Source organism: Halapricum salinum (genome assembly GCF_004799665.1).
GTDB classification, from domain to species: Archaea; Halobacteriota; Halobacteria; order Halobacteriales; family Haloarculaceae; genus Halapricum; species Halapricum salinum.
Map to the genome: position 1 here is coordinate 2,268,771 of NZ_CP031310.1, position 21,421 is coordinate 2,290,191.

Sequence of the window (21,421 nt, forward strand, 5' to 3'; positions counted from 1 at the left end):
GCTTCCCGGGGTTCAAATACTCTGTTACAAAAACATCCCAAATCAGGAAACTCAGCTGGTACGTCAGCACAACCACTATACGGTCCGGTCACACACGTCGACCTGTCGAATGCACGTCCTCGCGTTGCTGGAACATCGAGCCGACGAAGTCGTTGAACCACTCGAAGCTGTAGATGCCGACGAGACGGTGGTCCTTGTTGACAAGTCCGATGGAATGGTTACGGGGTACCGCCGTGCCCTCCAGGCAGCCCGAAAACAGATCAAAACTCAGCGGCCCGATGTGATAATCGGAGGGCGTGCAGGAATCGCCAGTCTGTTCGCGCTCGGGCTCGGGACGCTCTATCGGATACCGACGGTAATTCAACTCGGTGGGAACCCGGCGAAACTATACCGTGACCGTCGCATAGAGTTCAGGCGACGAAGAGAGTTTCGGCAGGTACTGAAGTACAGCTTTCTGACCCTTGTAACATGGTTTCTGTACCGTTATGCTTCGGGTTTTCTGGTGGTTTCAGAGGCACTCAAACGGGAAATCACGCCACTGGTCAACTGCAATCCAGACAAAATCGAAATAGTCCGAGTCCCCATCGACCACGACCACTACGCCACCGCGGACGGGACAGCGTGGCGGGACCGTTTCGACGGCGATCGCCTCGTTGTCACCGTGACGAACCTCGCGTTCGAGGGGAAGTACGAGGGGGTGCGAGAGACGGTCGACGCGATGCTCCCCGTCCTCGAAGCCGACCCCGAGATCACCTATGCCGTGGCTGGAGACGGCCTCTATCTCGAGTCGCTCCGGGCGTACGTCGACCGGGCCGTCGATCCCCACCTGCGCGACAGGATCCAGCTGCTCGGCTTCGTCGACGACGTCGCCGGCTTGTACGCGGCCGCCGACCTCGTCGTCTACCTCTCGTCGGTCGACGGCTACCCGAACGTCGTCAGAGAGGCCCAGGCAACGGGGCGAGCGGTGGTAGCGACACCGAGTCACGGCGTCGCCGAGCAGATCGAGGACGGAGTCGATGGGGTCCTGGTCGAGACGACAGGCGAGGAACTGACAGCAGCAATCGACCGACTCCTCACAAACCCCGACGAGCGCGAGCGACTGGGCGAGAACGCACAGCGTCGGGTCGCCGAGGAGAACGACCCCGAGACGATCGGCGCGGAGTTACTCGCCGCCCTCGACCGACTCCGGTGAGCGATCCACGTCGATATTTGCCTCGCGACAGAGTTCGCGGTAGAGCTCGCGATACTGCTCCTGGACCTGTTCGACGTCGAACCGATCGAGGTTGACACGGGTCTGCTCGGCCATCGACATCCGAAGCGCGTCGTCGTCGAGCAACCGAGAGAGTCGCTCGACGAGCGCGTCGACGTCACCCGGCGTAACAAGAAATCCGGTCTCGCCGTCACGGATCTGTTCGGGAATCCCGGCGATGTTCGTCGATACCACGGGAACACCGGCTGCCCGTGCTTCGGTGATCACTCGCGGTGTCCCCTCTCGATAGGACGGCAAGACGAGGCTATCGGAACTGGCGAGCAGCGCAGGAATGTCTTCACGATAGCCCAGCAGCGACACCGTCCCCTCGAGTCCCCGCTCGCGAATCGTAGCCTCGAGATCGCTCTCCAGGTCACCCTCACCGACGATCAACACCTCCAGCGAGCGGTCGGTCCGGAGTCGATCGACGGCTTCGAGGAGATCGAACAAGCCTTTCCCATCGGCGAGCCGTCCCACGAACAGCAACCGAGCAGTAGCGTGCTTCTCTGGTACGGTCTCGATACTCTCCTGGCGATATCTCTCAAGATCGACGCCGTGGTAGATCGTCCGATACTGTTCAGGACGGCCGATCCCGCGGTCGAGATAGACCCGTTTGATCCGTTCGGATTTGACGACGATCGTCGTCGAGAGTGGTGCAGCCGATCGTTCGAGAGCAGTCAGGAACGCGTTGAATGCGTCTGGGCGATCGGCCGCCACGGGATCGCCGTGGACCTCGTGAATTACGACGGGCGTCCGGGCGATGGCGGCCGCGTATCGCCCGACGATCCCCGCCTCTGTGCTGTGGGTGTGGAGGACGTCTATCTGGCGCCGTCGGAGCGCGACCGCGACGGCGCCGACCGCTGCGAGCAGTGCGACAGGGTTATAGTGTCTGATCGTCCGAAATCGTACGGTCTCGACGCCTCGATCGGCGACTGTCGATACCCGCTCGTGATCGTAGGCAGCACCGTAGCCCAGCGTGAGTTCGTACGTTTCTGGAGCGCTAGCGAGGGCGTCGAGTGTGTTGACGGTCGTGGTTTCAGCGCCGCCACGGAGAAAGCGCGTGATCAAGTGGAAGACACGAACGGTCATATGCCCTCCCAGACCCCATCGTGGAATGCAGTCGCGACCTCGTCCATCGGTCGGATCGTCAACGCTCCCCGATCCCGAAGTGTCGCCGCCCGATCGAATATCGTCTCGATGCCGCCCAGCAGTGGGCCGGGATCGAGTGCGAGATTCGATGGGTGTACCCACAGGTGAAAGATACGACCCGTTTCGGCAGCTCGTTCCAGGCCGGCGATGGCCCGGTCGACCTGGGAAGTTGATGGCGTGTACTGCCAGCCGCCGTGGTGGGGGCGATACAGTTGCGAGCCGGGCACCTCGACAACACCCTCGCGAAGACGCGGGGTCACAACCGGTGGGGTTCGCTTCGTCGCCTCCGTCAGGAACCGAATCGGTCGTCTCATCCAGTCTGGAACCGTCCTCTGCTCGTACCACTCGGCGTCAGGAGTCCGGACGACTTCGATTCCGTGATCTACGAGTACGTCGCGGTGACCGACTCGATTCCGCGGATAGACGAAACTCACGGGATCGAAACCAGCGGATCGAGCCACCGCAGTCGCTCGATCGAGTTCGTCGCTAGCGGCAGCGCGCGAACAGCCGTCCGCACCGAGGATCATATGCGTGTACCCGTGGAGTCCCAGATCGTGAGTCACGGCCGTGGAGCGAAGCTCCTCCACAAGGTCGGGCCACAGCCAGAGTGCGGGATCGACACCCGCTGAACACGGTGCCGAGCCGAACCAGTCGTCGACCCACGGATACTCCGGGGGTGTCTGGTCGGTGTGGCCCTCGTGGCTCCCGCCACGACAATCCGCCAGCAGATGTGCGACGAGCGCCCAGGTCGCGGGCACCTCGTATCGATCACAGAGCGAACAGAGGTCCGTGACGACGGATCTGGTCGCGCGGAACTGCTCGGCCCGATCGGAGACACGCTCGGTGTCGAACCGCCCCCAGGCGAGTTCGGTATCCAGCGAGAGTGTGAACGTTCCCGGCGGGCCTGACATAGATGGTGAACTTGTGCTAACGGACGGCGTCGAGTGCTTTGAATATTCGGGCCTGTCACTCGAGGAGCGTCTCGTAGATCGACTGGTACTGGCCAACGATCGTCTCGAACGTGTGGTTGGCCTCGACGTACTCCCGGCCCCGCTGTCCCAGCTCTCGACGCAGCTGCTCGTCCGCAAGCCTGTCGACGGCGTCACACAACGCGGTCGTGGCATCCGGTTCGACGAGATAGCCCCGAGCACCGTCTTTGATCAGTTCAGGCATCGACGTCGCGCGATAGCCCACGACTGGAAGCGCCGCCGCCATCGCTTCGAGGACGACGTTCGGACACCCCTCCTTCACCGAGGGGAAGACGAATCCGGCGCTATTTGCGTAGACCGCGGGGAGTCGGTGCTTCGCGAGACGACCCGGCGTGTACAGTGTGTCCAGGTCGCGAGCTGCTGTGGAAATCTCTTCGTGCAGCGTCCCGTTCCCGATCATCAACACAGCGAACTCGTCAGTGTGTCTGGCGACCTCCAGCAGTGCTCGCGGTCGCTTCCGACGCTGGAACGAGCCGACGTACAACAGCACAGGTCGATCGATCCCGAGTTTGTCGAACAGTTCCGGCCGTTCGTATTCGGGCCTGAATAGGTCGGTATCGACTCCGTTGTACACGACCTCGGGCGATACACCGAGGTGTTCCCGTGCGGTTGCGGCAGTGTGTTCACTGACCGCCGTGACGGTATCTGCGATGTCGACGAGCTTCTGCTTGTACGCCGTCTGGTACGGACCGTCCGGATCGACGTCGACGCGAAGTGAATGGACCTGTTTGATACCGGGATTTCGAAGCCTGGTGAGACGGGCAAGGACGTAGCGAAGCCGCGGGTACCCACCGGTGTGAATCAGGTCGTGGCCCCGGAGTGCGGCGCGGGCGTGAGCAGGGTATTTCAGAGTCGCACTCCGGTCAAACCCGTACAACTCGGTAACGTTCGGGGCATCGAGGAGAGGATTTCGCTGATTTCGAAGTACGGTCACGGAAAAACACGCTGGATCGAGTTTCGCGGCGATGTTTTGATACAGATAGGAGATTGGGCTGTCCGAGCCGAGGATATAGGGGAGATAGATCCGATTCATCGCACTCGCTTTAGATAGCTTGCCAGCACCATTCAACATACCGGTCCAGAACGTGCCACGGCAGTCCCACAATACTATACCCATCAGGGAAGATATCCAGATGATGAACATCGAAATCGACGACACCCTCTACGAACGCATCGACGATCGGGCGGCCCGCAAGGAGTTCGAATCGGCGGACGAGTATGCCGAGACGATCCTCAGAATCGTCTTGGACGAACTCGAAGACGAACCCGACCGAGACGTTCAAGACCGACTCGAAGACCTCGGATACATGTGATTGACGAGCCAGCGGTCGAGGCAGCTCCGTCCTACAAATTCGCTGATTCAGTTGCGATACGACGTGCGACGGACCGGATCCGGTCGATCTCAGTGTCCTTCGAATCGCGTTGGGTGTACTCAACTGATCGCGTTGCGGCGTCACTGTCTTCGGCGAAGACGTCAGCTCGGACCGTCCCGTCCATGTCGTCAGGGACGGCGTGACCGTACAAGTGTAGGAGCGTCGGTGCTAGATCGAGGATCGATAACGGCTCGGGCGATCCACGTCCGAATGCGGGGCCACTCGCGGCGAACAACCCTTCACGCTTGTTCTCGGCTCGCCATCCGCTCTTCGGATCGGTGAACACGTCGTCGCTACCGATGTTGCCCGGGATGTGGACGCCGTGCGCTTGGTCGATGACTAGATCGGGCGCTTCTTCTGTATACTCTCCTTCGTACACTTCCTCACCGCAGTAGACGGCATCTGCAACGGGATTCCCTGCCGGGCTGGTAAGCGATTCGATTCTTTCTATGATGGCTCTCCGTATCGACTCGTAATCTTCGTCGTCCCGATCGAGAGTCAGATAAATTGGCCCCTGTCCGCTCGCGATGACGTCGGTGTTTTCCCAGTCGATCATCTCGGTCTTCTGTTCGCGCTTGAATTCGCCGTGTTCGTTCGGGATGCGGTTCAACAACCACTGGGGAGCGAGCCGCTCGGCCGGTTCTCGAATTCTGAGTCTCGTCGCGAGACGGACGAGGCGGTCGGTATTGATCCCGAGGCGATAGAGCGCGTTCCCCGAGCCTGTAGCCAACGATAGGTACCCTTGCTCTTCGAGCCAGGTGTTGATGTGAAAGACCGTATGGATCGGGTTCGATCCGTGGTCGCTCATGAGGACGACGTTATCGGCTATCTCCGTGATGTCACCGACGTGTTCGTCGATCGTCTGCCAGGCACGGAGCGTATACTCGTCGTCCCACAGGTAGTGGTGGAGTGAGTTGATGTAGAACGTCGACACCTGCAGAAAGTGAACGTCGTGTTCTTTCGCGAGTTGCTTGGCTGCACGGAATCGAAGATCGATGAGATCGATGATCTCTTCGGCCGCGCGTTCGCGATAATCTTTGAGCCGACAGCTCAGCAGAACTCGATAATCGAACTGCTCGCGGAGCTCCTGCTCGACCGACGGTGGTGTCGCGAAGTCTGTATTTTCGCCATCCGGAGCCCCCGCCACGAGAAACCCGTTCTGGAGTGTCTTCGGTGGATACGTCGTCGGCACACCCAGAACACCAACCGGGTCGTCTTCGGCGAGCAACTCCCAGTATTCGGTGTTTTGGCTCTTGCGGTGTGTGGGATAGTACACGCGACGCGCATCGGTGTCGATGTTTTCCCACCAGAAGATCCCGATCTTACCGGGGTTCTTGCCGGTAGCATATGCCTTCCAGTTAGGCGATGTCACCGGCGGCATCACCGACTTTAGGTCGCTTGAGACGCCGGTTTCGATTATCCGCTCGATATTTGGCAACTTGCCCGCCTCGATCCACGGCTCCAGCAGTTCGAAGTGGGCTCCGTCGAGACCGACGACAGCCGTCCGTAACCCGCTCATATCTACGTGGAAGAGGAGCGAGTAGAAAAGAGTGTTCGAGACAGAGCAACCACAATCTAGATAGGACTACCGTCCGCCTGTCTCGATGTGAGTGGTCAACTGCCGATCCGACGGACAGTTTCGTCGCTGACGACGAAGCCGGCACGCCTCCTCCATCACTGGCTCCCACAGCTCTGGCGATCGGAGTTGGCCGATACCTCGACACTCAGTCCGGACTCGGTAGCGATGAATCGACGGCTCAACGATCACGGTGTACCAGTGCCGTTCGAACCCGGGCCACATCCGAGTGTCCGAAATCCTGTTTTGACTGGTGCAGATGTCGACGATTTCGGCCACGCGAACTACGTTGCTGATCCGTTTCTCTTCCCAATGGGCGATCGATGGCATCTGTTCGTCGAAGTCTACAACGAGTGGTGCAAGCCGACAGCAGCGATCGGCCACGCGACTAGTTCGGATGGCCGAGCGTGGACCTACGAGGGACGAGTATTGACGGAGCCCGTGCATCTTTCGTATCCCTATGTCTTCGCCGCCGAAGATGAACGGTATCTCGTTCCGGATCAGAAGCGACCCGCCGAAGACGCGACGGTGACGCTGTACCGAGCGCGGTCGTTCCCGACAGACTGGGAAGCGGTCGCCACGATCATCCAGCCGGGACGCGAGACGTCGGACCACGTCGTGTTCCGCCGCGACGATCGGTGGTGGTGTCTGGTCGGTCACCAGCCGACTGGGTCATTATATGCTTACTATAGCGACATGCTCGAACGAGACGAATGGCTACCACACCGAGACAATCCGGTCGTTGAACACAGACCACACGCAGCGCGACCCGGTGGGCGTCCGATAGTCACAGACGACGAAACCGTCGTCTTTTATCAGGACTGTACCGATTCCTACGGCCAGCGTGTCAACGGATATCGGGTGACTGAACTCACCGAGGATCGATTCGAAGATGAACCACTCCAGAAAGACCCGGTACTCGAGGCCACCGGTCGGATTGGCTGGAACGCCGGGCGAATGCACCACATTGATCCGTGGCCGGTCGAGGACGGTTTCGTCTGTGCCGTGGATGGCGATATCGGATTGGGACGCGGGTCTTGGGCGAGTGCCCAGTGGTCAATCGGGGTGTTCTGGCAACCTATCGTGGGGTAAACTCCCCGATCAATAGCTGGACATATTTAACCATGTCCTGCAGGACGTCCCACACCTGCCTGACGACGATCTTCAGGTCGAACCAGAACGACTGCCGGCGGATGTACTCCACGTCGTATCGCAACTTCGCCTCCGGGTCGGTACTCGAGACGTCGTTGATCTGGGCCAGGCCCGTTAGCCCGGGCTTGACGAACCACCGCTTGCGCCAGTCCTCGGCGCTCTCTTGCAGGTGCGTCTCCTCGTCGGTCCAGGCCGCACGCGGGCCGACGACGCTCATCTTCCCGGTGAGTATCGACCAGAGCTGGGGAATCTCGTCCAGGTGCGTCTGGCGCAGGAATCGTCCGAAACGTGTGATCCGCGGGTTCTCCTCGTCGTCGGTCGGCGTCGTCTCCTCGCCGCCGACGCGCATGGTCCGGAACTTGTAGATGGTGAACGTCTCGCCGAAGGTCGTCGTTCGTTCCTGGCTGTAGAGGACGGGCCCGCCATCGTCGAGCCTGATCGCGGCGGCGATGGCGAGCGTCACGGGAGCGAGCACCACCAGCCCGACCGCCGCGAACGTGACGTCGAACAGCCGTTTGATGACGTGGTCCTGGGGATCCCAGGGTTCGAGGTCGATGTCGATCAACTCGCCGCTGCCGACCTCGGGAGTCAACACGAGGTGGGCGTGATCGCGGTGGACCTTCGCGGCGACCCCGTTGCTGTAGCAGGTGTCGAGCGCGCCGAAGAACTCCGCGCGGTCGGGGTGGGCAAAGGCCAGTACCGCCGTGTCGACGTCGTACTCTACGAGCACCTCGTCGAGCCGGGAGAGGCCGCCGAGACAGGGCAGATCGGCCAGTGGGGAGAGCGTTCCGCCGTCGGTGTATTCGGTTGCTGCCGTCTGGTCGATCTCCCGGCCGACCTGTGCGGCGGGTGGGGAGACGTAGCCGATGACCTCGCCGTCGACGGCGTCGTAGATGTCGGCCATCGTCGCGGGATCGTCGCCGATGATGATCGTGCGGCCGCCGGCCGCGCGTGGTCGGCGGCGGATGAGCACGAACCACGCCGGGATCGTGACGAACAGGAACGCGCCGACGATCAACAGCGTCGAGCGCGGGAGTCGATAGGTGTAGTCGAAGTAGCCGATCGTCGCGAGCGCCAGAAACGCGACAACCGTGCGCTGGGTCGCGAGCATCCAGACGTCGAGGATCCGACGCGGCCGGGGCTTGTACAGCGGTGCCAGCGCGCCGACGACGACCAGAATCGCCGTGACCGTTTCGACCGCTAGCTCCACTCCGCCAGCGTTGTCCAGTGGGAGATCACCGACGACGGGAAGCAGCCGAAACAGTGATTCGACCAGCGGGTAGTTCGCCGCGACCAGCGCGATTATCACGAGTCCCACGACTCCGGTGACACTCGCGATTCGATACCGCCAGCCGCTCGCCATTAGAAGTGTGCAGTCTGCGAGGATGTATAAGCGCTACGCGCGTGTCAGACGTGTGCATGCCAGCCGTCGAATGGATCACCTGCGTCTGAGCGACTCGCCACTCTTTCGCTTCCGTATCCAGAACGATCCCCGAGAGTCTCCGGCGACTGACTCGCCTACAGACCGAGCTGACCTCGGAGCATCGACAGCCCGGTTCGATAGTACGACGGTCGCGTGATCCGGTCGTGTTCGTCGCGCGAGAGCGAGAAATCGAAGATGTCGAGATTCTGCCGGAGGTGCCCACGAGAGGTCGACATCGGGATCGTGACGACGTTCGCGTGCTGGGTCACCCATCGAAGTTCGGTCTGGGCACTCGACTTGCCATAGCGCTCGCCGATCTCCGAGAGGAGTGGATCCCCGATCGCCGCACCGTTCGCGAGCGGGCTGTACGCCGTCAGGAGAATATCATTGGCCTGGCAGTACTGCAGGAGGTCGCGCTGTGGCCACCAGCAGTGAAAGAGCACCTGATTCGTGAAGATCGGCGCGTCGGAGTATTCGCGGGCGCGATCCAGTCGATCTTTGCCGAAGTTGCTGACGCCGATGTGACGCGCGAGCCCGCGATCGATCGCGGTATTCAGGCCTCCCATCACGGTTTCGAGATCAGCCAGGGGGTTCGGCCAGTGGATCAGCAATAGATCGACGGCGTCGACGCCGAGTCGTTCGACGCTCTCTTCGACGGAGGTGACGATTGCGTCGACCGAGCGGTGGGTCGGCAGGACCTTCGTCGTGAGAAAGACGTCTTCGCGATCGACCTCTGCCTCGGCGATGGCGCGACCGACGCCGAACTCGTTCCCGTAGGCCTGGGCCGTATCGATGTGTCGATAGCCCAGGTCGAGCGCCGTCGCGACGGATTCGTACGCCGTGTACGTGTCCATCTGCCAGGTCCCGAGGCCGATTGCCGGAACTTCTGTCCCCGAGCGTGTCTCGTACTCCATACAACAATACACGCACTGTCAGTGTATATGCTCAGCGATGGTTCAGCCTCCGATACCTCAGTCTCTCTCAGCCCGATCGCTCACTCCCATCGATCGTCTCCGCTTCGAAGGGGGGCGTAGTGGCGAGCGTGCCTGGCCGCCGTTTCGAGATGACCCAGCGAGACGGAGTCGTTCAGCAGGGAGTGCACACCAGCAGGAAGTGAGCGCGCCCGAGAGAGAACTGCCCTCAGACGAAATAAAGGAAAGATATCTTTCAAAACCGCGATTGACCAACGGACGACTGATTCCGGCAACTCTCAAATTATCCCTCATCACAACCCGAAAAAGCCGTATTTTCGCTCAAACGAGATTTTGAAACGCGCTCGGTATTATATAAAAAACTCGATAATTCTTATGGTGGAGAGCGAGGAAGGTGTCGGTGGAGAGACAATGAGCGAAGATGCAATCGAACGGTTCGTCGGTGGCGTAACCGGGCACAGCCGACTCGTGCTCCTGGTGATGGTGCTTCTCACTGCCGGAATGTTTGGCGGGATGGCACAGCTGGACAGCGGGAGTCAGGCGGGGGGTACGACCGACATGTTCCCGGAGACGACGGTCGCAGAGAAGGCCGACTACGTCAGCGAGCAGTACAGTACACAAGACGGTGAACAACAGAGCGCACCGGCGATGGTGTACGTCCAGCCGGCGTCTGGAAACGCGCTCTCGAAAGACGCGCTACTCGGGGCGTTGCACTACCAGCAGGCGGTGCTCGATGCGGATGCCGTCGCGAGTGAGATACAGACCGATCAGCCGACGAGCGTCGCGAACCTCGTCGCGAGTCGCATAGCCGAGACACCGGACGCGACGCTCGACGAGCAAATCACGGCACTCGACGCAGCGACCGACTCGGAGGTCGCCTCGGCCGTGCGCTCGACGCTGACTGCGGATTCGGAAGCACTGGCGCTGCTCCCGCGGAGTTACGAGCCGGGGACCGCTCACGCCGAGAGTCACCGGATGCTGTTCGAGTTCACGGCCGGCGAGGATGGCCAGCCACCGAGCGCTGCCCAGCGCGCCCTCTACGAGGCGGCGAGCGAGCGCGAGGGGTTCTTCACGCTCGGTGAGCACGCCAGAGCAGCGGGAAGCCAGCAGCTGAACGCGAACACGATGGAACTCGTCGTTCCGTTCGCACTCGTGTCGATCCTCGGCATCCTCGCGTTCGCCTACCGCGACGTCGTCGACGTCATCGTGGGGATGATCGGCGTCGGCGTCTCGATCGTCTGGATGTTCGGCATCCTCGGGTGGCTCGGCGTGAGCGCGGGCATGACGATGATCATCGGGCCCGTGTTGATCGCCGGGTTGAGTATCGACTTCGGCTTCCACGTCTTCACGCGCTACCGAGAGGAGCGAGGCAGTGAGGAGACGATTCGCGCCCCGATGGCTCGGTCGATGCGCGGCGTCGCGCTCGCGCTCGGACTCGTCACCGTGACCGCGGCGATCGGCTTCCTCTCGAACGTCGCCAATCCCGTCGGGTCCATCCGGGATCTCGGCATCGGCATCACGCTCGGCGTGATCGCTGCGTTCGTGATCTTCGTGACGCTGGTCCCAGCACTGAAGATCAGCATCGACGGTCTGCTCGAACGCGTCGGCTTCGACAGACGAAACGCGCCGCTCGGTAGCGGGTCGTTCCTGCGGCCGCTGCTTTCGAGCAGTGTCACTCTCGCACGGAAAGCCGCACCCGTGATCGTGGTCGTTGCACTCCTCGCGAGTGCCGGCGGTGCGGTGACCTGGACGGCCCTCGACCAGGAGAGCTTTCAGCAACAGAGCGAGCCAGCAGCCGAGTGGAAACAGGACCTCCCCGAGCCGATGGGCTGGGACCAGCCGGCGTACTCCCAGCACAGCCGGTACGTCCAGGGAGCCTACAGTGCCGTCGCCACCGACGCGAGCCAGCGGTTCCAGCTTCTCGTCGAAGGCGAGGTGACCACTGACGGGAGTCTCGACGCGATCGCAGCGGCCACGGACCGATCCGTGTTCACCGATTCGCGCTCTCGGGAGTCGCTGAGATCGCCGGTGACGGTGATTCAGTCCGTCGCTGCAACGCACGACGGGTTCGCCGAGACAGTCGCCGCGGCCGACACCGACGGCGACGGGATTCCCGATACCGATCTCGCGACCGTGTACAACCGCCTCTACGAGGTCGCACCCGAGGAGGCACGCCAGGTCGTCGAGCGGACCGACGGCGAGTACCGCTCACTGCGAGTTATCGGGCCCGCCGAGAGCGCCGGCATGACTGACGATCGCATCGACGAGGTCCGTGCGGCTGCGACGGCCATCGAGGACCGTGGCAGGGACCTTCAGGCGACCGCTGTCAGTCAGGCCGCCGTGTTGGACTCCCAGCTCGACGTCGTCACCGACGGGATCATCCGCGTGCTCGTGCTCGCCCTGGCGGCGGTGTTCGTCGGACTGGTACTCATCTTCCGGCGCGTCCACGACAGCGCGACGCTGGGCGTAACGACGGTCGTGCCCATCCTGATGGTCACGGGGCTGGTCGTCGGCGGGATGTACCTCCTCGACGTGCCGCTCACGCTGGTGACGGCACTGTTGATGAGCCTGGTCGTCGGACTCGGTATCGACTACAACATCCACATCAGCGACCGCTTCGCCCAGGAACTCGACCGCGGACGAGAGCCAGTCGACGCTCTCCGGGTTGCGGTGACCGGGACGGGTGGTGCGCTACTCGGAAGCACGCTCACCTCGGCCGGTGCGTTCGTCGCCCTGCTGTTGCACCCTCACCCCCAGCTCCAGAGCTTCGGAATCCTGGTCGTCCTGACACTCGTCACCTCCTTCCTGGTGAGCGTCGTCGTCCTGCCGAGCCTGCTCGTGCTCTGGGCGCGTCACACCTCGGCCGTGAGGACGACGGCGCAGCCGACGACGGTCGCTGCCGCCCGGTCTGACGACTGATCGTAGCGGCCGTAGTTTCAATATCCTGGCCGCGCCCCCATGCGTATGGGGACCGATCGGACGGCCGACGACGTCTTTCGGTTGCTGGCCGACGAGATTCGGCTGGACATCCTCAAGACTGTCGCGATTGCACAGCACGAGGAGCTGGAGTCGGGCATCGCCGCGCTGTCGTTTTCGGACATCTACGAGCGGGTGGACGTCGACAACACGTCGAAACTCTCGTATCACCTCAGCGAACTCACGGGAACGTTTCTCAGGAAACACGAGGACGGCTACGCGTTCACACACGCTGGCGAACAGCTCGTGCGGTTCGTCCTCGCCGAAAACTTTCGGGCGCCGCCGGATATCGGAACGATCGAGACTGACGGCAGTTGTCTCTACTGCGGTGAGCAAGCCCTCGAAGCGAGCCTGCACGAGCAGTACTTCTTCATCCGCTGTTCGGCGTGCGAACAGCCGGCGTTCTCCTATCGGGTCCGGCCGGCACAGGCTCGGTCACGCTCGGGAGCGGCCCTGCTCGAATCGGTCATCTGGGAGCAGGCGGGTGACTTCTTCAAGATGCGCCAGGGTGTCTGCCCGGACTGTGGCGGCCGCATGGAAACCGAGATTATCGATACGGCCGACGCCTCCGTCCCCGATGCCGTCTCCGCGTCGTTCGGGACGATCAGCGTGTGCCGAACGTGTCTTCGGTTTTTGAGCATCCCGCTACCGTATGCCGCTGCCTATCATCCGGAAGCGATGACCTTCCTCTGGGAGCACGGGATAGACGTCATGGGAACCGGTATCTGGGAACTCCATCAGCACCTTCAGGACGGCAGGTGGACGTCCGAGCGTATCGAGAACGAGCCGGCAGAATTTTGCGTCGCGTTCGAGACCGAGTCTGCATCACTTCGGCTGTTTCTCGACGACGACGCGACGGTCGTTCAGACCGAACGCGTGCGCCGACGAAACCAGGGCGACCGGCGATCGTGATAGAATCGTTTCAAAACCGCTGTTGAGTGAACGTGGCTATCTCCAGGCCGAAATATCTCTATTTGCCGACTCTACCCGCCGATCTGCCTGCATCGCTCAATCGAGATTTTGAAACGATCTCGAAAATATATCAATAGTTCGATAATACTTATGCGGGTCGCAGTCTACCGATCGAACGAGAGAGAGCAGCCACGATGAATTCGACCGACACTCCCGGACACCAGACCGACGAACAGCGTGCTTCACAGCAACGAGATCGACCGATGTCCACCGCAGACATCCAGGAAGCCTACGCCAGATATGCAGACCGTATCCGTCGGTTCGAAGCAGTCGACCGCCTCGTTACTGGTCGGTATCGTCGTGAACGCTTCGCGGACGTGACTGGTAGAGTGCTCGACGTCGCCTGTGGGACGGGGCCGAACTTCCGATATCTCCCCGACACGGTCGATCTCGTCGGCATCGACATCAGCCCGGAGATGCTGGCAAACGCCGAAGAACGACTCGACCAGCGTTCGATAGACGGTGAACTTCGACAGATGGACGCCCAGAATATCGAGTTCCCCGACGACAGCTTCGATGCGGTAATCTCGGCGCTTTCGACCTGTACGTTCCCGGATCCCGTGGCTGCACTCCGGGAGATGGAACGCGTCTGCAAGCCCGGGGGGACGATCCGGCTGGTCGAACACGGCCGCAGCGACGTCGGCCTGCTCGCGCGTTATCAGGAGTGGCGTGCCGACGCCCATTACGAGAAGGCGGGCTGTCGCTGGACCCAGCAACCCCGTGAGATCGTCGCAGCGGCCGACATGTCGGTCACAGACACGACCACAGGACTGTTCGGAATCATCACGACGTTCGAAATCGACCCAGCCAGCGGTGACGATCGATGATCGAATCCGCTGGTCGCGTCGCACCAATCCCGTTGGACTCTGACTTCGATACGGGCCCTGAATCTGGGAGGCCAGTCACGATACCGACCTCGCGACCGACGCGGAGCCCCACCCGTCTCCCCAAATGTAGTTTAGAATATAACTAAGGCAGCGGCCGTTGTACTACCAGGTATGGAGACGACTGACACTGCGAGCGGCGGCGAGCAGGACAGCGCGACCAGTGAGCCGCGAGACGACCTCACGTTCGCTCGACCGTTGCCGGAGTACGTCGATTGGCTCGTCGGGGTGGCGATCGCACTCGGTGGGATGGCACTGGTCGTCGGTGGCACTGCCGTGGCCTTCGTCGTCGACCGAGACCTGCTGGCCGAAGACATCGAGGCTGGGGAGATCACGATCGTGGTCTTGCAACGCGATCTCACAGAAGCAGAGATGCTCGATTTTTCACTGGAAGTCGTGAACTGGACTGGGATCGGTCTCCTCGTCACGGGCATCGGGCTCGTCCTGTTCGCGATCGGATACGTCGTGTTCCGCCATCGTGCCCATCAAAAGGCCGGGGACGAGGATAGCGTCGGCACGTATCGATCGTCGGCCGTTCTCGGTGCAGTCACGACGTCGGTGCTCTCGTTCGTCCCCTTCTCGCCAGTGCTCGGCGGCGGCCTGGCAGGCTATCTCGAACAGCCCGCGTCGGGACGACCGGTGAGTGTGGGTGCTCTGTCGGGATTCCTGGCGATGGTCCCGGCACTGGTCATTCTGGGCTTCGTCACTGTCGGCCTGTATTCTGGGTTCGCCACGATCCAGGAAGCCGGCCTCGGTTTCGTTGTCGTCGCGGGGATGTTCTTCGGACTCCTGGTGCTCAGTGCCTACGGTGCCGGGCTCGGGGCGCTGGGTGGCTTCGCAGGTGGTCGGCTGGCCGAAACAGAGTGATCGTCCAGCTATTTATCTGATCAACGTTCCCAGCCCCGTTTCCAGATCCACCGATGGCTCGTAGCCGAGTCGTCCCCGAGCCTTCGAGATGTCCGCGACACTCCGCTCGATATCACCATCGCGCGGGTCTTCGTGGACGATATCGCTCTCACTACCGGCCACGCTTCGAATAGTTTCGGCCAGTTCCAGCACGCTCGTCTCCGCGCCTGTCCCGACATTGTAGGCCTCACCGACAGCGTCCGTTGTCGCGGCTGCGAGATTCGCTCGAACCACGTCCTCGACGTGGACGAAGTCCCGCGTCTGGGAACCGTCGCCGTGCACAGTCAGTGGCTCTCCTTGCTGTGCCTGCCGACGGAAGACGCTCACGGCACCGCTGTAATCGCCCGCGGACTGGCGCGGCCCGTAGACGTTGAAGTAGCGCAGGGCCACAGTGGGGAGGTCGTAGAGGTCGGCGTACAGCCGCGTGTAGTGGTCGACGGTGAGCTTGTCGACGCCGTAGGGTGAACTGGGTCGCATCGGTACGTCCTCGCCGACGGGGAGCGTCTCGGGATCGCCGTAGATTGCGGCACTCGAGGCCGTCACGATGCGGGCGTCCTGCTGACGGGCGAACTCCAGGACTCGGATGGTCCCGTCGGTCGTCACGTCGTGACAGCCGGCCGGGTTCTCGACGGACTTGGCGACGCTGACCACGGCGGCCTCGTGGAAGATCACGTCCACGTCACCAGCCTGTGCGAGATCCGCGAGATTGCGCACGTCGCCCTCGATTAGCGTCGCTTCCTCGGGAACGTTCTCGCGCTCGCCCGAGGAGAGGTCGTCCAGCACCACGACATCGTTGTCTGCGACCAGTACGTCGGCGATGTGGCTGCCGATGAAACCCGCGCCGCCCGTGACGAGCACGCGTTGTCCGGTGAGTTCGACCATAGGTCTCTCTCGCACGGGACGAGCAAAAAACCTCTCTGTCGACGCTGCGAAGCGTCGCAAGGTGTCCGACGTTCGTCTCTCGTGATCGAGGGGCTGGGCCAGCCACGGACACGAAGTTCACAGGCAGTACGAGAAAATATCAATCAGTCTGAACTGGCCCCAAAGAGTTTGGGCAATTCGGTATACCCGTGGAAGCCGTTGTTATCATTTGGTACCATGTCACAGATTGTACCCGCAGTCGTCATGCAGGCGTCACAGAAAGACATGTTCGAACACGTGCTGAACGATCCGCTGCTGGGGAGTTCGATCTACGCCAACATCGCTCTCGCAGGGCTGACGTTGCTGTTGTTCGCGTACATGGCGCGCGACGTCATCGATCCGCGGGCGAAGCTGATCGTCGTCTCGGTGATGGGGGTCTCGGCAGTCTCGATTGCCAGTTACATGGGGCTGGCCTCGGGGTTGACGGTAAGCATCCTCGAGATGCCCAGCGGCCACGCCCTGGCCGATGCGACGACAGAACTCGCTCACAACGGTGAGACCGTCGACGGGACCGTCAGCCTCTGGGGTCGGTATCTGACGTGGGCGTTCTCGACGCCCCTGATCCTGCTCGCGCTCGGACTGATCGCGGGCTCGAACCGCACGAAGATCTTCACCGCCATCTTCTTCGACGTCGGTATCATGCTCACGGGCCTGGCCGCCGCGCGGACCACGTCCTCGTACTCGATGCGATGGGCATGGTACGCACTCAGCGTCGCCTTCTTTCTGGTCGTCGTCTACATCCTGCTGTTCGAGTGGCCCGAGGACGCCAGAGAGGCCGGTACAGCAGACGTCTTCAACACGCTGAAGATCCTGACGGTGGTGCTGTGGTTCGGCTACACGATCTGGTGGGGCCTCGGTAACGAGGGACTGGCCGTCATCGAGTCCGTCGGGATCACTTCCTGGGGATACAGCGCCTTCGACATCATCGCGAAGTACCTCTTCTCCTTCCTCGTGATCCGGTACGTCATCAACAACGTCGAGACGATCAGTGCTGGGACCGGCCGCGGCACGAGCGCGGACAGCACACTCGCAGACGACTGATCGCTCCGCTCTCACCGTTTTTGTGCCGTCGATGGTCCATCAAGAGAGGATCGCCTCGGGCCCGACGAAAAGACTTATACTCGTTACTCAGAAAGTGAGTAACACAGATGTCGATCCTGATCACTGGCGGCGACGGCTACCTCGGCTGGCCCGCCGCACTGCGAATCGCTACCCGAACCGACGACCGCGTCGTCCTCGTGGACAACTTCGCCCGGCGCGAGTGGGTCGAGGAGGTCGGCTCGGTCAGTGCGGTGCCGATCGCCTCGATCGACGAGCGCATCGAAGCGGCCGAGGAGGTCCACGGCATCACGAACCTCTCGTTCGTCGAGGGCGACCTCACCGAGAAGGCCTTCGTCGACCAGCTGCTGGAAGTCCACGAGCCGGAGACGATCATCCACACGGCGGCCCAGCCCTCCGCGCCCTACAGCCAGATCAACGGCGAGCGGGCCAACTACACCCAGCACAACAACCTCCAGGCCACGCGCAACCTCCTGTGGGGGCTCGAAGAACACGACATGACCGACACCCACTTCGTCGAGACCACCACCACCGGGGTCTACGGCGCGCCCGAGTTCCCCATCCCCGAGGGTGGCGCGACGATGGAGAACCAGGGCGAGGAAGACGACGTTCCCTTCCCGGCGATGGCCGGTTCGTGGTACCACCTCACAAAGAGCCACGACGCGGCGAACCTGCGGCTGGCGAACTCGCAGTTCGACATCCCCATCTCGGACGTGCGCACCGCCATCACCTACGGGACCGAAGTCGACGAAACCCGCGCGGACCCCCGACTCAAGACCCGCTTCGACTTCGACTACTACTTCGGTGTCGTCGCCCACCGCTTCGCCGCCCAGGCCGTCGCGGGCTATCCCGTGACTGTGTACGGCAAGGGCGAACAGCGCAAACCGTTCATCGCTCTGGAGGACGCCGTCGAGGGCCTCGCCCAGTTGGCGACGATGGACCCCGACGACCGACCCGCCGAGCACGTCGTCTACAACCAGGTCACGCGCGCTATCTCTATCGTCGAGATGGGCAACACCATCGCCGACGTGGCCAACGAGTATGACCTGGACGTGGAAGTCGAACACTTCGAGAACCCCCGCGACGAGGACGAAACCCACAAGATGGAGATCGAGAACGACCGTTACGCCGACCTCATCGGCGGCCAGTCGACCACCTTCGAGGAAGGTATCACCGACGTCTTCGAGAGTCTCACTGACTATGCTGACCGGATCGAGGCCCGTGAGGACCGGTTCCTGCCAGGCGTTCTCGAACCCGACGAGGAATAATGGACGTCCTGGTCACCGGCGGCTGCGGGTACATCGGGAGCGCCCTCCTGCCCCTGCTCCAGGACGAGGAGGGGGTCGAGGAGATAACCGTGCTGGACTCCCTGGAGAGTGGCTCACCCCGAAATCTGCTGGAAGCCGAACTCGGCGAGGACCTCGCGTTCCGGCGGGGCGACGTCCGGGAGTACGGCGACGTCGAGAGCGCGATGCGCGGCGCGGACACGGTGATCCACCTCGCCGCGATCACCGGGGCGTCGAGCACGCACGACCGCCGCGAGGAGACGTTCGCGGTCAACCGCGACGGCTCGACCAACGTCTTCACCGCGGCCCAGAAGCTCGGCATCGAAAACGTCGTCTTCGCCTCCTCGTGTAACAACTACGGCCGAACCACGAGCACCGATATCGACGAGGAGACGGAGATGGAGCCGCTGAACCCCTACGCCGAGACCAAGGTCGAATCCGAGCGTGACCTGGTCGCCCACGTCGAAGACGGCAGCTTCGACGGGACGGCCCTCCGGATGGCGACGAACTTCGGCTATTCTCCGGGCGTGCGGTTCAATCTCGTCGTCAATCTGTTCGTCTTCCGCGCGCTGACGAACCGTCCCCTGACGGTGTACGGCGACGGGACGAACTGGCGGCCGTTCGTCCACGTCCGCGATGCCGCCCAAGCGTTCAAAGACGCGGCCTGCAACCCCGGCGAGTGGACCCACCCGGTCTACAACGTCGGGAGCAACGAATCGAACTATCGAATCAGCGAGATCGCCGAGGTCGTCAGCGAAGAAGTCGGTGACGTCGACATCACCTACCTCGAAGACGAACACCCCGGACCCTCCTATCACGTCAACTTCGACCGCGTGGCCGAGACGGGCTTCGAGACGGAGTGGACCCTTCGCGACGGGATTCGCGACCTCGCGAACACGCTGACAGAACGACAAGCATGACCCACTCGAGGACACAGGAGCGAGTATGACAGCAGACGACTTCCACGTCGCCGTGACCGGCGGTGCCGGCTACATCGGCAGCCGGGTCATCGATCGCCTTCGAACAGTGCATCCCGACTGGGACGTTACCGCACTGGACAACTTCTATCGCGGGGACGTCCGCCAGGTCGGCGACGTCGCAATCGAGCACGTCGACATCCGCGAGCGCGATCGCCTCGAAGACGCCCTCTCGGGCGCGGACGTCGTCCTCCACCTGGCTGCGATCAGCGGCGTCGACGACTGCAACGAGAATGCCGACCTCGCTCAGGCCGTGAACGTCGGCGGGACCGCCAACGTCGCGTGGTTCTGTCGGAAGACGGGTGCGGCGATGGCGTTCCCGTTCAGCATGGCCGTGCTGGGCGATCCAGACGAATTCCCGATCACGATCGACCAGCCGCGCGACCCGATGAACTGGTACGGCCGGACGAAGGTCATCGGCGAGCGCCTCGTCGACGAGTACGCAGACGGTGCCTTCCCCGCCCACCAGTTCATGAAGTCCAACCTCTACGGCGACCACCTCGTCGGCGAGAAAGTCGTCTCGAAAGGCACAGTCATCAACTTCTTCCTCGGGCGGGCGATGGCCGGCGAACCGCTCACTGTGTACGAGCCCGGCAGTCAGGCCCGCAACTACCTCCACGTCAAAGACGTCGCGCGGCTGTACGTCCGCAGCGCCGAACGCCTGCAGGCGCAACTCGACGCGGGAGAAACGGGGACCGAGAAGTACGCCATCGCCAGCGAGCAGGATCCCAGCGTGATGACCGTCGCCGAGCGCGTGCAGTCGATCGCGACGGAGTACGGCATCGACGTCGACGTCGAACTGGTCGAGAACCCGCGCGCCGGCGAGGAGACGCTCGTCGAGGAGTTCGAAGTCGACACGACCGACGCCCACGAGAAACTGGGCTGGGAGACCCAGTACACCATCGAGGACGCGATTCGCGAGCTGTTCGAGCGGCGGGTAGAATAAGCGACGTGGCGGCGGCCTACCGGCGCGGAAAATCCGAGCCCCGACCCATCAGGCGGACGACTTCTGTCGGACAGTCATGACCGGTACGTCGGAAAGTCGGACGACCTTTTCGGTGACGCTACCGAGCAGATACCGGTCCAGTCCCGTCCGTCCGTGAGTTCCCATTACGATGATGTCGATGCCGTCCGCGGCACGATCGAGGATCGCCTCGTGTGGCGTGCCGCGTGCGACGATGGTCTCGGTCTCGATACCCTCCAGCTGCGCGGCCGTCTCCTCGACGATCCGTTCTGCCTGTTCGAGCAGGTCCCGCTGAACGGCCTCGCTCGGAGTTCGTGACCCGGCCATGCCGGTACTCTCACCTTCGCGGCCGCCGCTCATCGCCGAGTCGTGCTCGGACTGGCGATCGTCAGCCATACCACCCATTCCCTCGGGCGTGTCGACGACGTGCATCACGTGTACCGTCGCACCGTACGTCTCGGCCAGGTCGCGGACGTTCTCCCGGGCCGCCGTTGCACCCTCGCTGTCGTCGGTTGGATACAGGATGTCGCTGTACATTGGATTTCACCCAGACCTCGCTGTGTTTAAATATAGGGAAATAATAGTTATTAAATTTATGTATTATTCCATAGGAGAGTGGTCGACACAATATCG

Annotated in this window: 19 protein-coding genes; 11 read left to right on the forward strand and 8 right to left on the reverse strand. The window is 62.2% G+C overall.

Annotation, left to right across the window (positions count from 1 at the left end):
- Positions 1–214: 214 nt before the first annotated feature.
- Complete coding sequence (locus DV733_RS11210; RefSeq protein ID WP_237560532.1) at positions 215–1,192, forward strand: glycosyltransferase family 4 protein; 978 nt, start codon at positions 215–217, stop codon at positions 1,190–1,192.
- Here the strand turns inward: DV733_RS11210 and DV733_RS11215 are convergent.
- The 3 genes from DV733_RS11215 to DV733_RS11225 are packed head-to-tail and all read right to left on the reverse strand — an operon-like array spanning position 1,163 to position 4,531.
- Positions 1,163–2,338, reverse strand: coding sequence for a glycosyltransferase (locus DV733_RS11215; RefSeq protein ID WP_049994612.1), 1,176 nt, complete (start codon positions 2,336–2,338; stop codon positions 1,163–1,165). The two genes, DV733_RS11210 and DV733_RS11215, sit on opposite strands and share 30 nt — an antisense overlap.
- Positions 2,335–3,309 (reverse strand): polysaccharide deacetylase family protein, encoded by a 975-nt coding sequence (locus DV733_RS11220; protein WP_049994611.1) that lies wholly within the window; start codon positions 3,307–3,309, stop codon positions 2,335–2,337. Before DV733_RS11220 ends, DV733_RS11215 begins: the two co-directional genes overlap by 4 nt.
- A 55-nt stretch (positions 3,310–3,364) precedes the next feature.
- Positions 3,365–4,531, reverse strand: coding sequence for a glycosyltransferase family 4 protein (locus DV733_RS11225; RefSeq protein WP_079979495.1), 1,167 nt, complete (start codon positions 4,529–4,531; stop codon positions 3,365–3,367).
- Between DV733_RS11225 and DV733_RS11230 the strand changes: the two genes are divergently transcribed.
- Entirely contained in the window at positions 4,524–4,700 is a 177-nt protein-coding gene (locus DV733_RS11230; RefSeq protein ID WP_237560508.1) for a hypothetical protein, read from the forward strand. The two genes, DV733_RS11225 and DV733_RS11230, sit on opposite strands and share 8 nt — an antisense overlap.
- Before the next feature lie 31 nt (positions 4,701–4,731).
- On the opposite strand, the gene DV733_RS11235 is transcribed toward DV733_RS11230, so the two are convergent.
- Complete coding sequence (locus DV733_RS11235) at positions 4,732–6,279, reverse strand: alkaline phosphatase family protein (protein WP_049994608.1); 1,548 nt, start codon at positions 6,277–6,279, stop codon at positions 4,732–4,734.
- Between the two features lie 87 nt (positions 6,280–6,366).
- Here DV733_RS11235 and DV733_RS11240 point away from each other — a divergent pair, with 87 nt between their 5' ends.
- Positions 6,367–7,428, forward strand: coding sequence for a glucosamine inositolphosphorylceramide transferase family protein (locus tag DV733_RS11240; RefSeq protein ID WP_049994607.1), 1,062 nt, complete (start codon positions 6,367–6,369; stop codon positions 7,426–7,428).
- Here the strand turns inward: DV733_RS11240 and DV733_RS11245 are convergent.
- Both DV733_RS11245 and DV733_RS11250 read right to left on the reverse strand, forming a co-directional pair.
- Entirely contained in the window at positions 7,415–8,851 is a 1,437-nt protein-coding gene (locus DV733_RS11245) for a sugar transferase (protein WP_049994606.1), read from the reverse strand. The two genes, DV733_RS11240 and DV733_RS11245, sit on opposite strands and share 14 nt — an antisense overlap.
- 155 nt (positions 8,852–9,006) lie before the next feature.
- Complete coding sequence (locus tag DV733_RS11250) at positions 9,007–9,825, reverse strand: aldo/keto reductase (RefSeq protein ID WP_049994605.1); 819 nt, start codon at positions 9,823–9,825, stop codon at positions 9,007–9,009.
- A 429-nt stretch (positions 9,826–10,254) separates the two neighbouring features.
- Here DV733_RS11250 and DV733_RS11255 point away from each other — a divergent pair, with 429 nt between their 5' ends.
- The 4 genes from DV733_RS11255 to DV733_RS11270 all read left to right on the forward strand — a co-directional run bounded on the left by DV733_RS11255 (position 10,255) and on the right by DV733_RS11270 (position 15,542).
- Positions 10,255–12,762 carry an efflux RND transporter permease subunit gene (locus tag DV733_RS11255; RefSeq protein ID WP_079979553.1) on the forward strand — a complete coding sequence of 836 codons (2,508 nt, stop codon included), beginning with the start codon at positions 10,255–10,257 and terminating at the stop codon, positions 12,760–12,762.
- A gap of 45 nt (positions 12,763–12,807) precedes the next feature.
- Positions 12,808–13,731, forward strand: coding sequence for a winged helix-turn-helix domain-containing protein (locus DV733_RS11260; RefSeq protein WP_049994603.1), 924 nt, complete (start codon positions 12,808–12,810; stop codon positions 13,729–13,731).
- Between the two features lie 263 nt (positions 13,732–13,994).
- Positions 13,995–14,618 carry a class I SAM-dependent methyltransferase gene (locus DV733_RS11265; RefSeq protein WP_049995332.1) on the forward strand — a complete coding sequence of 208 codons (624 nt, stop codon included), beginning with the start codon at positions 13,995–13,997 and terminating at the stop codon, positions 14,616–14,618.
- 171 nt (positions 14,619–14,789) lie between these two features.
- On the forward strand, positions 14,790–15,542 hold the full coding sequence (locus tag DV733_RS11270) for a DUF5518 domain-containing protein (protein ID WP_079979494.1): 753 nt from the start codon (positions 14,790–14,792) through the stop codon (positions 15,540–15,542).
- Positions 15,543–15,554: 12 nt separating this feature from the next.
- On the opposite strand, the gene DV733_RS11275 is transcribed toward DV733_RS11270, so the two are convergent.
- Positions 15,555–16,463, reverse strand: coding sequence for an NAD-dependent epimerase/dehydratase family protein (locus DV733_RS11275; protein WP_049994602.1), 909 nt, complete (start codon positions 16,461–16,463; stop codon positions 15,555–15,557).
- Between the two features lie 216 nt (positions 16,464–16,679).
- Between DV733_RS11275 and DV733_RS11280 the strand changes: the two genes are divergently transcribed.
- The 4 genes from DV733_RS11280 (at position 16,680) to DV733_RS11295 (ending at position 20,770) form a co-directional block, all read left to right on the forward strand.
- Positions 16,680–17,543, forward strand: a complete 864-nt coding sequence (locus DV733_RS11280; protein WP_079979493.1) for a bacteriorhodopsin — start codon at positions 16,680–16,682, stop codon at positions 17,541–17,543.
- A 107-nt stretch (positions 17,544–17,650) separates the two neighbouring features.
- Positions 17,651–18,829, forward strand: a complete 1,179-nt coding sequence (locus DV733_RS11285) for an NAD-dependent epimerase/dehydratase family protein (protein ID WP_049994600.1) — start codon at positions 17,651–17,653, stop codon at positions 18,827–18,829.
- Complete coding sequence (locus DV733_RS11290) at positions 18,829–19,767, forward strand: NAD-dependent epimerase/dehydratase family protein (protein WP_049994599.1); 939 nt, start codon at positions 18,829–18,831, stop codon at positions 19,765–19,767. The genes DV733_RS11285 and DV733_RS11290 overlap by 1 nt, the downstream gene beginning before the upstream one ends.
- Positions 19,768–19,792: 25 nt before the next feature.
- Entirely contained in the window at positions 19,793–20,770 is a 978-nt protein-coding gene (locus DV733_RS11295; protein ID WP_049994598.1) for an NAD-dependent epimerase/dehydratase family protein, read from the forward strand.
- Positions 20,771–20,818: 48 nt separating this feature from the next.
- Here the strand turns inward: DV733_RS11295 and DV733_RS11300 are convergent, their stop codons facing one another.
- Positions 20,819–21,325, reverse strand: coding sequence for a universal stress protein (locus tag DV733_RS11300; protein WP_049994597.1), 507 nt, complete (start codon positions 21,323–21,325; stop codon positions 20,819–20,821).
- Between the last annotated feature and the right edge of the window lie 96 nt (positions 21,326–21,421).